General features: G+C 55.9%; 10 protein-coding genes. 3 read left to right on the plus strand and 7 right to left on the minus strand.

What is annotated here, in order from left to right; all coding sequences use genetic code 11:
• Positions 1-13 precede the first annotated feature (13 nt).
• Both fadB and AO726_RS00835 read right to left on the minus strand, forming a co-directional pair.
• Positions 14-2,161: a fatty acid oxidation complex subunit alpha FadB gene (fadB, locus tag AO726_RS00830; RefSeq protein ID WP_058066157.1), complete on the minus strand. Its 2,148-nt coding sequence runs from the start codon at positions 2,159-2,161 to the stop codon at positions 14-16.
• Between the two features lie 581 nt (positions 2,162-2,742).
• Positions 2,743-3,180, minus strand: coding sequence for a hypothetical protein (locus tag AO726_RS00835; RefSeq protein ID WP_058066158.1), 438 nt, complete (start codon positions 3,178-3,180; stop codon positions 2,743-2,745).
• An 83-nt stretch (positions 3,181-3,263) separates the two neighbouring features.
• Here AO726_RS00835 and AO726_RS00840 point away from each other — a divergent pair, with 83 nt between their 5' ends.
• Positions 3,264-3,704 (plus strand): universal stress protein, encoded by a 441-nt coding sequence (locus AO726_RS00840; protein ID WP_058066159.1) that lies wholly within the window; start codon positions 3,264-3,266, stop codon positions 3,702-3,704.
• Positions 3,705-3,794: 90 nt separating this feature from the next.
• On the opposite strand, the gene AO726_RS00845 is transcribed toward AO726_RS00840, so the two are convergent.
• Together AO726_RS00845 and AO726_RS00850 are read right to left on the minus strand one after the other, a co-directional pair.
• Positions 3,795-4,481, minus strand: a complete 687-nt coding sequence (locus tag AO726_RS00845) for a DUF6901 family protein (protein WP_058066160.1) — start codon at positions 4,479-4,481, stop codon at positions 3,795-3,797.
• Between the two features lie 60 nt (positions 4,482-4,541).
• Positions 4,542-6,470: an ATP-binding cassette domain-containing protein gene (locus AO726_RS00850; protein ID WP_058066161.1), complete on the minus strand. Its 1,929-nt coding sequence runs from the start codon at positions 6,468-6,470 to the stop codon at positions 4,542-4,544.
• Positions 6,471-6,765: 295 nt separating this feature from the next.
• On the opposite strand from AO726_RS00850, the gene AO726_RS00855 reads away from it, so the two are divergent.
• Positions 6,766-8,691, plus strand: coding sequence for a transglycosylase SLT domain-containing protein (locus tag AO726_RS00855; RefSeq protein ID WP_058066162.1), 1,926 nt, complete (start codon positions 6,766-6,768; stop codon positions 8,689-8,691).
• Between the two features lie 42 nt (positions 8,692-8,733).
• Here AO726_RS00855 and AO726_RS00860 read toward each other — a convergent pair whose 3' ends face one another.
• From AO726_RS00860 to yegS, 3 genes are all read right to left on the minus strand, one after another.
• Positions 8,734-9,549: an MOSC domain-containing protein gene (locus tag AO726_RS00860; RefSeq protein ID WP_058066163.1), complete on the minus strand. Its 816-nt coding sequence runs from the start codon at positions 9,547-9,549 to the stop codon at positions 8,734-8,736.
• Positions 9,550-9,628: 79 nt separating this feature from the next.
• The gene (locus AO726_RS00865) at positions 9,629-10,570 is read right to left on the minus strand and encodes a chemotaxis protein CheV (protein ID WP_058066164.1); all 942 of its coding nucleotides are present in this window, start codon (positions 10,568-10,570) and stop codon (positions 9,629-9,631) included.
• A 139-nt stretch (positions 10,571-10,709) separates the two neighbouring features.
• Positions 10,710-11,609 (minus strand): lipid kinase YegS, encoded by a 900-nt coding sequence (gene yegS / locus AO726_RS00870; protein ID WP_058066165.1) that lies wholly within the window; start codon positions 11,607-11,609, stop codon positions 10,710-10,712.
• A 220-nt stretch (positions 11,610-11,829) separates the two neighbouring features.
• Here yegS and AO726_RS00875 point away from each other — a divergent pair, with 220 nt between their 5' ends.
• Positions 11,830-12,528, plus strand: coding sequence for a pirin family protein (locus tag AO726_RS00875; protein ID WP_058066166.1), 699 nt, complete (start codon positions 11,830-11,832; stop codon positions 12,526-12,528).
• The last annotated feature ends 178 nt before the right edge of the window (positions 12,529-12,706 follow it).

The raw sequence follows: 12,706 nt of genomic DNA on the forward strand, positions 1-12,706 counted from the left end.
AGTCGTTGCGCGCTTAACCGAAAAACTTCTCGCCTTTGGCAGCCATTTCACGCAGCTTGGCGGTCGGGGTGTACAGCGCGCCCAGGTCGGCGTACTTGTCAGCCAGGGCTACGAATTCAGCGACCCCGATCGAATCGATGTAGCGCAGTGCGCCACCGCGGAACGGAGGGAAGCCAATACCGTAAATCAGACCCATATCGGCTTCAGCAGCCGAATCGACAATGCCGTCTTCCAGGCAGCGAACAGTTTCCAGGCACAGCGGGATCATCATGAAGTTGATGATGTCCTCATCGGTGACTTCGCGCTGCTCGTACACAACCGGAGCGAGAACTGCCTGGATATCGGCGTCTGCCACTTTCTTCGGCTTGCCACGCTTGTCGGTTTCGTAAGCGTAGAAACCCTTGCCATTCTTCTGGCCCAGACGATTAGCTTCGTACAGCGCATCAACAGCAGTTTTGCGCTCTTCCTTCATACGATCCGGGAAGCCGTCAGCCATTACGTCACGGGCGTGGTGAGCGGTATCGATACCAACCACATCCATCAGGTAAGCCGGGCCCATAGGCCAGCCGAACTTCTCCATGATCTTGTCGATGCGAACGAAGTCCACACCAGCGCTGACCAGTTTGGCGAAGCCGCCGAAGTATGGGAACAGCACACGGTTTACCAAGAAGCCCGGGCAATCGTTAACCACGATTGGGGTTTTGCCCATTTTCTTAGCGTACGCAACGGTGGTTGCAACAGCATGCTCACTGGATTTCTCACCACGGATAACCTCAACCAGCGGCATCATGTGCACCGGGTTGAAGAAGTGCATGCCCACGAAGTTCTCAGGACGCTTGAGCGCTTGAGCCAAGTAGCTGATGGAGATGGTGGAGGTATTTGACGCGATGATGGCGTCTTCCTTCACATGCCCTTCTACCTCGGCCAGCACTGCGTGCTTGACCTTCGGGTTCTCAACAACGGCTTCAACCACGATGTCGACATTGCCGAAGTCGCCGTAAGACATGGTCGGACGAATAGCATTCAGAGCTTCAGCCATTTTCGCCGGAGTCATGCGGCCTTTTTCAACACGCTTGCCCAGCAGTTTGGAAGCTTCGTTCAGACCCATCTGGATACCCTCTTCGCGGATATCCTTCATCAGGATCGGAGTGCCTTTGGATGCAGACTGATAAGCGATACCACCGCCCATGATGCCAGCGCCGAGAACGGCACCCAGTTTCACGTCGTGAGCAATTTCGTCGTGCTTCTTGGCTTTTTTCTTCAGTTCCTGATCATTCAGGAACAAACCAATCAGGCTCTGAGCAACAGAGGTCTTGGCCAATTTGGCAAAACCAGCTGCCTCAACTTCAAGCGCCTTGTCGCGCCCCTGGTTGGCTGCTTTCTGAATGGTCTTAATGGCTTCAACCGGCGCCGGATAGTTCGGACCAGCTTGACCGGCAACGAAACCTTTAGCGGTTTCGAAGCACATCATTTGCTCGATGGCGTTGAGCTTGAGCTTTTCCAGCTTCGGCTGACGCTTGGCTTTGTAGTCCAGCTCACCGGAGATGGCGCGCTTAACCAGATCCAGAGCAGCATCCTTGAGCTTGTCAGCGGCGACCACGGCATCAACAGCACCAACTTTCAGGGCGTCGGCAGGCTTGTTTTCTTTACCGGATGCGATCCACTCGACAGCGTTATCAGTACCGATTACGCGTGGCAGACGGACAGTACCACCAAAGCCTGGGTAGATGCCCAGCTTGACTTCCGGCAGACCAATTTTGGCCGTTTCGCTGGCGACGCGGTAGTCAGCTGCCAGGCACATTTCAAAACCGCCACCTAAGGCGATGCCGTTGATAGCAGCAACAGTCGGTACGGCCAGGTCTTCGAAATCATTGAAGATTTTGTTGGCTTCGAGGTTGCCAGCGACCAGATCTGCCTCAGGCAGCTGGAAGTTGTCGACGAACTCGGTGATGTCGGCACCAACAATGAACACGTCTTTGCCACTGGTAACAATCACGCCCTTGATCGAACCATCAGCCTTGATTGCATCAACAGCTTGACGCAGTTCATTCAGGGTAAGACGGTTGAACTTATTGACGGATTCACCCTTGAGGTCGAACTTCAGTTCGACGATGCCGCTCTCAAGAGCATTTACCGTGATGGCTTTACCTTCGTAAATCATCAACTGATCTCCACGGTATGGAAGCTGAACAGTACACATCGGAGCCAACCAGCAAGCTACTCCACAGATGAATTCTGGAATGTAGCCCCAATCAGCCTGGCACACCCACCGACGCGATAATCGGGCTGGAATGCGCTTGCTCTCGAACAAACGCTCAATTCATACGCCCGTTTGATTTGGGTGTGCACACATTCACGGAAAAGCCAGCGCTTGTCAATTGGGAGTTTCAGGCTTATTGGCCTGTACAAAAAATTACGTTTTAACCACTGAAAGACGCGCAAAAACTCTGATAGAGCGCCTGCTTGTTCAAGCATCACTGAATTAAGTGACAGTCAGCTGACGCTATGCACACCTTAAATCAAGATTCAGAGCAGTCCCATTGGCAGGCTGAATCTTGGCTAATGCAGCGGGTGAATTAGCGACCTGACACAATGGTCAAAAGTCATGCTTATGAAATGCGCTGTAACCAGCTACACTAGGCAGATTGAATCCAGCAATCATTGCTGAAGCGATGATTTGCGCCACCGATTTCCGGCCTGCCTGGCCAGTCTTAAGCCCAGACTCGTTCTGGGCTTTCTTTTTCAGGCTTGCGACTTAAGAAATTCTGCCACGCGTTCCAGAGCGTCCAGCCCACCACGCTCGCCCCACCACACAGCCAACATCCGCTCATTGGCTTCAACCTTATATACGTCTCCCGGCAAGACACGTAACTGCTCAAGCAAGAGCGTGCTATCGCATGGCTCACGCCATTTGTTCAGCCACACTCCAGGCTCTGCCTGCCAGTAGCACCATGTATCTTTACTGCCACGACGGCGGGCACGGTGGTAGTGTGGACACGAATCAGGCGGTGCCTGCATCATCCAGTGCGGCCACTGCTGGGGGGACAGCTGCATCGCCAATCCCATGCGGCGCGCCTGAAGACGCACATCCATACGCCCACGCTGGCGACTGGAAGGCATCAATAAGGACAACGGGCTCAGCACCAAAGCCAGCAATAACAGCATTAACCAATAATTCATTACATATCTCGCAGGCCGTAGCCTGTCACTGGAAAACCGGGAAGGCCATACTAAAACCATCGACCTCAATAGGAGTAACTGCCATGCCTTACCAGCACATTCTGGTCGCTGTAGACCTGACTGAAGAGTGCGACCCGGTCATGCATCGGGCACAGAAAGTGGCCGCTGCGACCGGCGCTCAATTATCCGTGGTTCATGTCGTGGAACCAATGGCCATGGCCTTTGGTGGCGATGTACCAATGGACCTGTCGATGCTGCAGCAACAGCAATTTGATCAAGCCCGCCAGCGTCTTGACTCATTCACAGGTAAATACCCTGATTTGAGCGAGGACCGCCGCCACCTGACCTACGGCCAGCCACGCCAGGAAATTCACCGCTTGGCACAGGAACAGGGCTGCGACCTCATCATTGTGGGCAGTCATGGCCGCCATGGCCTTGCATTGCTGCTGGGTTCTACCGCTAACGACGTTCTCCACAGCGCGCCCTGCGATGTACTTGCTGTGCGCCTGAAAAAGCCCGAGTAAGGTGCGCCAAAGCTGAAACACTCAGCCGCCTGCCGGTGAGTGTTTCAGCCTGTTCTAAGTCAGAGCTTGTAGGACGCCTTAAGCGCCCCGTCAGCCCATTGTGTCGTTGCCTCCCATCACCAGAGGCCGAATTTTCTGCAGCTGTGTTTCCAGCGAATAGGTGATGCTTGAGGACATCGAGAAAAAGCTAAGAAAAGCCTTTAGGTTCGAATCACCCTCACAGGTTGCCTGAATCCGCTGCCAGAAGGCCTGATTCACCAGCTGCAGCTGCTGAAAGGTGCGCACCAGACCTTTCAGATCCCAATCAGCAATGCGGCCTTCTCTTTGATTGAAGTACTGCTGAGTCAGATACAGCGACACCACTCGCAGGGTGAACTCTTTGCTATTGGCAAAAGGCAGATGGTGCAGCGCCATAGGTTTGAGTTTATTCAGAACTGGACACGCACTGGTGGCCATGATCACGCCCAGCAGCGCACGCAGCCCCTCCTCCAGCCCCAGGTATTTCGCGTATTCGCGATCCGGCGTGCGCACGGATACCGAAGCTTTCTGGAATGCTGGCAGGCCCTGAAAATCTTCAATAACCCGATGTAAATCTACAGCGGCCGGACAGTGGCTGTATTGGTCACGGCTGAGCGGGCAGTTGCTGCACTTTTCATGCTCCAGTCGCGCCCACTCAGGCGCATGCTGTGCATCCTGCGCGCAATAGATGCGATCCAGCTCAATCTTGTAGCTGAACTGGTGATCGTCATCGAGGATGATGCTGTACTCGATACTCATATATGTCCCCGCCAGATACTTCAAAATCCTGTCTGAAACCGCATCACCCACACGCGACCGTCAGCCCTCCAGCTCAGCCCAACGCTCAATGAGGTGGTCCAGCTGTTGTTGAGCATTCTGCATAGCCTCCAGCACTGCAGACGTAACCTCCGCCGGCTGCTGATAGAACCCTGGCTCGCTGATCTGCTCCTGCATCGCAGCCAACTTAGCCTCCAGCTCATCGATCTGCCCTGGTATGGCCTCTAGCTCGCGCTGCAGTTTGTAACTGAGTTTCTTCTTATTAGTAGTCGGTGTTGCAGATTCAGGCTCCGACACAACGGTGCTGGCTGCTGGCTCAACGACCGCAGACGCCAGCTCTGGCTTGCCCGCTTTGCTCTCACCCACGCCCAACAAACGGGGAGAACCGCCTTGACGCAACCAATCCTGATAGCCCCCCACATATTCGCGCACCCGACCTTCGCCTTCAAAAACTAAAGTACTGGTGACGACGTTATCCAGGAACGCACGGTCGTGGCTGACCATCAAGACAGTCCCGGAGAAGTTCAGCAAAACCTCCTCCAGCAGCTCGAGAGTCTCAACATCCAGATCGTTAGTCGGCTCATCCAGAACCAACAGGTTGGCAGGTTTGCTAAACAGCTTGGCCAGCAACAAGCGGGCACGCTCACCGCCGGAGAGCGCTTTTACCGGAGTCCGTGCACGCTGCGGGCTGAACAGGAAGTCACCGAGATAGCTGAGCACATGCCGGTTCTGCCCTTCGATTTCAATGAAATCACGTCCTTCGGAGATGTTATCGATGACCGTTTTTTCGAGATCCAACTGATTTCGCAGTTGGTCGAAGTAGGCCACTTCAAGGCGGGTGCCAACTGTGACGGTACCTGTCGTGGGTTGCAGATCACCAAGCATCAGCTTCAGCAGTGTGGTTTTGCCGGTACCGTTAGCTCCCAGAAAGCCAATGCGATCGCCGCGCTGCAAGACCATGGAGAAATCCCGGATCAGCTCAGGACCGCCAGGATGGGCAAAACCAACGTGCTCCAAAACGATAACCTGCTTGCCGGATTTGTCTGAAGCTTCCAACTGAAAACTCGCCTTACCCGTGCGCTCGCGGCGCTGGCTGCGCTCCTGACGCATGGCCTTCAATGCTCGCACACGTCCTTCGTTACGGGTGCGGCGGGCCTTAATGCCCTGACGAATCCACACTTCCTCTTGGGCCAGGCGCTTATCAAAGAGTGCGCTGGCTGTCTCCTCAGCTGCAAGAGCAGCTTCTTTGTGCACTAGGAAGCTGGCGTAGTCGCCGTTCCAGTCAATCAGCCCACCACGGTCGAGTTCGAGAATGCGTGTCGCCAGATTTTGCAGGAAAGAGCGGTCGTGGGTGATAAACAACACCGCCCCCTGAAAGTCTTTCAGCGCCTCTTCCAGCCAAGCAATTGCGCCGATATCCAGGTGGTTGGTGGGCTCATCCAGCAACAGCAGGTCGGGCTCACAGACCAATGCCTGAGCCAGCAAAACCCGGCGACGCCAACCGCCGGACAGTTCAGCCAGAGTCTTGTCAGCGGGCAGCTGCAGGCGACTCAGCGTACTGTCGACCACTTGCTGCAAGCGCCAGCCATCACGAGCCTCCAGCTCCTGCTGGACGCGCATGAGCTTGTTCAGATCCTCATCGGTCTGAATATTCTGACTCAGGTGGTGATATTCGGCCAACAGCTCACCCACACCTTCCAGACCTTGGGCGACCACATCGAAAACACTACGCCCATCTGCAACCGGCAGCTCTTGCGGCAGCTCTCCGATTTTCAGCCCGGGCGCGCGCCAGATCGAACCATCGTCCGGCTTCTGCTGATCCTTAACCAGCTTGAGCATGCTGGATTTACCGGTACCGTTACGGCCGATGATGCAGACCCGCTCGCCTCTGGCGATCTGCCAGGAGACTTTGTCCAGCAACGGCATTGCGCCGTAAGCCAGGGAGACTTCAGAGAATTTGAGCAGGGTCATGGCACGCCTCGACATAACGGCGGGAGCTGCGCGACTGCGCTGGGCAGGCGCTCACGACTCCCGGAGGAAACTTCCGCAGCACGGTGGCTACAAAACTGGGCGCGCATTCTACCCTGAGTTCGACCTGGGGTTGGCAGGCAATTTCCCCAGAAGCACCGAAGCGCACAGCAGATAAAAGGGATTAATGTCATAAACAGACATACCAGACAGCCCTGATTGCAGACCTGAGCCTTCTCCGCCCACTGGCAAACGTCTAAGCTACAAAGACTGCACTACTGCTATTTATGGATGAGTCATGCGCGCCCCTTTGTTGAAACTGCTTTCTTGCCTGTTGGCGACAACGCTCTGCTACACCACTGCCCAGGCTGCCACGCTTGCCCAACAACGCCAGTACTACGATCAAGCCAAAGCAGCCTTGGCCAAAGGTGACAAAGGGCCTTATGAACGCTATGCGCATGTTCTGCGCGATTACCCACTTGAGCCTTATCTGGCTTACGACGAACTGACTGCCCGTCTGAAATGGGCCAGTAACGATGAAGTTGAGAAATTCCTGGCTGAGCACGGCGATCTGCCTCAAATCGGCTGGATGAAACTGCGATGGCTGCGATGGCTGGCCGAACGCGGCGAGTGGAAAACTTTCGCGAACCACTACGATCCGGGACTTAACTTCACTGAACTGGACTGCCTATATGGGCAATACCTTTTCAATCAGGGCATGCGCAGCGAAGCCCACGCTGCCTCTGAAAAACTCTGGCTGGTGGGCAAATCCCAACCTAATGCCTGCGATGCACTGTTCCAGCGCTGGGCGGCCGACGGCCAACTGACCGAAGAGAAACGCTGGCAGCGTGCCAAGCTGGCGGCTGAAGCGCGTAATTACGGCCTGGTCAGCCACCTCGTCAAAAACCTCTCCACCCTCAGCACTCAGGGCCAACTGCTGCTGCAAGTTGCCCAGAAACCTGAGCTGCTGAAACAGACCGGACGCTTTACCCAAACTGATCACGCCACCGGCGATGTGATCAGCCTTGGCCTGCGCCGCTTGGGCCGGCAGGAGCCGGAAGCAGCATTAAGGCTACTGGAAGGCTACGCCCAGCGCATGAAGTTCAGCCAGGATGAGCAAGTGGCGATTGCCCGGGAGATTGGGCTGGCACTGGCTAAGCGCTTCGACGCCCGCGCCCTTGAAGTCATGGCCAAGTACGACCCGCAGCTGCGTGACAATAACGTCACCGAGTGGCGCGCCCGCCTGCTGCTACGACTTGGCCGCTGGGAAGAAGCCTACCAACTGACCAAGCGCATGCCTGCCGAGCTGATCGGTACGAACCGCTGGCGCTATTGGCAGGCCCGCAGCCTGCAACTGGCCAACCCCAACAGCAAGGAGCCAATCCCGCTTTATCAGGCCTTGGCCAAAGAGCGTGACTTCTATGGCTTTATGGCGGCTGATCAGGTCAAGGCGCCGTATCAGCTCAACAACCGACCTCTTGCCCTCAGCCCACAAACCATTCAGAAGGTGCGCAACTCAGCCGCTATCCGACGTGCGTTGGAGTTCCACGCCCGCGGCCAGATCGCCGATGGACGTCGTGAGTGGTACAACGTCACCCGCTTGTTCAGCCGTGATGAGATGGTGGCGCAAGCCCGCATCGGCTATGAAATGGGCTGGTACTTCCCGGCTATCCGCACCATCAGCCAGGCGCAGTATTGGGACGATCTGGATGTGCGCTTCCCCATGGCTCACCGCGATGCCCTTGTCCGCGAAGCACGCAACCGTGACATTCACTCCAGCTGGGTGTTTGCCATTACTCGCCAGGAAAGTGCCTTCATGGCCGACGCCCGCTCGCACGTCGGCGCAATGGGCCTGATGCAGCTAATGCCAGCCACGGCCAAAGAAACCGCTAAACGCTTCGGCATCCCGCTTGCATCACCGCAACAAGCCTTCCGCCCGGAGGTGAATATTCAACTTGGCGCGGCCTATCTGAGCCAGATTTACGGCCAGTTCAATGGCAACCGTGTTCTGGCCTCAGCGGCTTACAACGCAGGCCCTGGGCGTGTTCGTCAGTGGCTGCGTGGGGCCAACCATCTGTCCTATGACGTTTGGATCGAGAACATACCGTTCGACGAAACCCGTCAGTACGTACAGAACGTGCTGTCTTATTCAGTCATCTACGGCAATAAGCTTAATTCACCACAACCGCTGGTGGCGTGGCACGAGCGCTATTTCGACCAGTAACATGAGCACCTGCACGCCCACCTGGGCGTGCAGTCCACCGGCTTATTCCAGCACTTCCACATTCATTCCCGGCAGCAATCGCCCGCTGCCAAGCGGAACTAGGTTCTGCCCGAAGTACACCCCATCTTCACGCTTGCGGAAGGTCATCAGTGTGGTTAGCGGCTCACGGTCTTCACTGCGCTCACCGGTTTCGGGGTCGAGTGTGGTCATGATGCAGCGCGAACATCCCTTGGCCACGCGAAACTCCACCTCGCCGATGCGGATTCGCTTCCAACTGTCTTCCGCATAGGGTTCAGCACCTGTCACCACTAAATTAGGGCGGAAACGCAGCATGGATAACGGACGGCCGACGCGGCGGGAAAGATCATCCAATGATGCTTGGCCAATCAGCAGCAGCGGGAAGCCGTCGGCAAAGGCAACCCGGTCATCGGCTTGAGCAAACTCGGGATAAGTACTCATCACATGCCGCGCTCTGGTCGCGGGCACTTGCACCAGTCGGCATGGACGCTGCAGCCAGTCACTGAACCATTTGGCGGCCTGATCCCCCGCATCTGGCACCTCCAGAGTATCCCGCCAGATGGTGACACCGCGTAAATTCTCGGCTTCAGCGGGTACTGCGACTTCAATCTCCGGCATGCTTGGAGCAGAGATATGCAGCAGCTCCTCCCCCTGCCAACGGGCACGCAATTGGGTGAGCTGAGTGAGTAAGCGCTGAGTCAGAAAGCGTCCGGTTTGTTCATCCACCACCATCCAGCGGCGATCACCGTGAACGCCCAACGCATCCACTTCAGCTTCAGCGAGCCGCTCACCTGCGCAGGATTTGATCGGGTAACGGTAAAGCTCAGAAAGCTGCAGCATGGCCTGTGTCTCGGATAATTGCACTGAGCGACAACTTTAAGTGCATTCCAAGCGAAACCCCAGCGCTTTAGCCGCTGACTTAGTTCTCCGACGATGGATAGAGCAGTTCCAGGCGCTCATGGATGACGTCCACCAGTTTGTCCGGCTGAAACTTTGAGAGAAAGTTATCGCAACCGACCTTCTTCACCATGGCGGCATTAAAGCTGCCAGACAGTGATGTGTGCAGCACCACATACAGGTCCCGCATGCGAGGGTCATTACGAATTTCTGTGGTCAGGCGGTAGCCATCCATTTCTGGCATTTCTGCATCTGTCACGACCATCAGCAGCTTTTCATTCAGATCAACGCCTTCATCAGCCCAAGCCTTGAGCTTTTTCCAGGCGCGCAAGCCGTCGGTGGCGCAGTGACAACGGATATCCAATTGGGACATGGTGCTCTGCAGCTGACTCATGGCGACGCTGGAATCATCTACCAGCAACACCTCACGGCCGCGTGCGTATTCAAGCATGGGGTTAGCCAGTTTCTCCGGCGACACCTTGGTGCTCATCGGGGTGATTTCAGCCAGCACCTTTTCCACATCGATAACTTCAACAATCTGATCTTCGACCTTGGTGATCGCGGTAAGGTAGTGCTGGCGACCAGCGCCCCCTGGCGGAGGCTGAATGGCCTCCCAGTTGAGGTTAAGAATGCGCTCTACCCCACCGACCAGAAACGCCTGCACCGAGCGATTGTATTCAGTGACGATGATGGTGCTGCGTTCATCCGGAACAATCGGGCGCATACCAATTGCTTGCGACAAATCGATCACCGGCAAGGTATGCCCGCGCAAATTAACCACGCCACAGACATAACGATGACGCTGCGGCATCAGCGTCAGCTTCGGCAATTGCAGCACTTCTTGAACCTTGAACACATTAATGGCGAACAGCTGACGTCCGGCTAAGCGGAACATCAGAATCTCCAGGCGGTTCTCACCAACCAACTGGGTGCGTTGATCCACTGTATCGAGAATGCCCGCCATCGTATGCTCCTGATAACCTGCCTAAGGGCCAGACTTAAGTTACTTCATCCTGCGAAAAGCAAGGATGGCACCACCGTAACAGATAGCGCGATGCCATCATGCTCTAAAGACATTCATCGGGCCAGTTCTTTGCACGATTTCAGCTCGTTTTAAACAGCCGACACTGGGCAGGCAAATGCAGACGAATTGCAGCTGGCAAGGCCTGAAAGCGGGACTTATGGGTCTCCATCGGCTCACCGTCCAGATTTAAATCCAGCCCCTCTGGCGCCTCGACTTCAAGCCAGGGCAAACGAGCCGTCACCGCCACACTTTGCACACCGTTGATGCTGCCCGATAGAAAAGTACTCAAAGTGCCCATCGCATCTGACGCGGCCGGGACTATGCAGACATCCAACAGACCATCGTCCACCCAGGCTCCAGGGCAAAGCTCATGACCGCCACCTGCCTGACGCCCGTTGCCAACCCCCAATGCAAGCACCTCGCCTTCCCACTCAAAGTCAGGCCCGGTGAAGCGAGCAAATGACGAGTGCACTTCGGCAAAGCGTGTTAACCCAGTCAGAAAATAAGCTACACCGCCAAGCATGCGTTTGAGGTCTTCAGAGGTATTGGCCGTGACATTGCTGCCAAATCCGCCAGTGGCCATGTTCAAAAAGACATGATCGTCCACCCCGCCTAAATCAACTGGACGTGCAGGCTGATCAAGCAGCGCCAGGGCCTCGCCAGGCGTAAGTGGCACACCTGCTGCCACAGCAAAATCATTGGCCGTACCCAGCGGCATCAGCACCAACGACGCCTCTGTCTTAGCGGTGGCCATAGCCTCGGCCACATCCCGCAGCGTGCCATCACCGCCACCGGCAATCAGGGTGGGATAACCAGCTGCCAGCGCCTCGGTGACAATCCGCTGCGCGTCGCCCCCTTCCCACGTTACCCGTACATCCAGCTGCCAACCTAGCTTGCGACGCGCCGCGACAGCCTCTCGCACCTCCTCATTCATGGCTTGCTTGCCATGCAGAATCAACAGGGCTTTTCGTTCATCCATTTACACGTCCTCATCCAGAGCGTTTGTGCACAGAACCTCAGTATTGCAGAGAGATCCTGCTGCGCAGGGTGAATAGATGAAGACACACATATAATCTAATAATTCGATATTTATGTACTAAAATTGAGCATTTATTATCGAATTGATCTGGTAGATCATGCGCCCATCAACCACGGAATACAGCCAGTAGTCACAGTATTCCCTCACTGAGGACATACACATGATCGAAGTACGCCCCTTCAGCAAACTTGGCCGGGCCAATCATGGCTGGCTGAATGCTCACTACCACTTTTCCTTCTCGGAGTATTACGACCCGTCCCGCATGAATTGGGGAGCGCTGCGAGTCTGGAATGATGATGAGATAGCACCTACCGGTGGCTTTCCTACACACCCGCACCGGGACATGGAGATCATTACTTATGTGCGCAAAGGTGCCATCACCCACCGTGACAGCCTGGGCAACCACGGTCGTACAGAGGCAGGTGATGTTCAGGTCATGAGTGCCGGTACCGGTATCGCCCACAGTGAATTCAATCTGGAAGGTGAAACTACCACCCTCTTTCAGATCTGGATTTTCCCGGACAAAAACGGGCTGGAGCCCTCTTGGGGCACCAAGCCGTTCCCGAAAGGTGAGCGCACCGGCAACTTCGTGGTGCTGGCCAGCGGGCACGAGGAAGACAATGATGCACTGAGTATCCGCGCCGACGCCCGAGTCGTAGCGGCCACCTTGCAAGCCGGGCAAACCGCAGAATATGCGATTGGCTCGAGCCGCAAGGCTTATCTGGTGCCTGCCACCGGCAGCATTGAGGTCAACGGCGCGCAGGCTAATGCCCGCGACGGTGTTGCCGTCTCTGATGAGAGTGTCATCCGGGTCACGGCATTAGAGGACAGCGAAATCGTTCTCGTAGATGTCGCTTGAGTCGTATCCGGGCGGAGCCTGCTCCGCCCGGTCTTTTCTTTAATATCGGTCGATCACTGACCAGACTTATTCAACCCGTGGCGATTACGCTTGTCTCACCGCCGCATCGGCCTATACTAATCAGCCTACCCAAGCCGTCAGGGCCACCTGCACGCATCCTCTCCGCTACACACCAATC

Origin of the sequence: Pseudomonas sp. TTU2014-080ASC (assembly GCF_001446935.1) — a bacterium.
Classification (GTDB): Bacteria; Pseudomonadota; Gammaproteobacteria; order Pseudomonadales; family Pseudomonadaceae; genus Aquipseudomonas.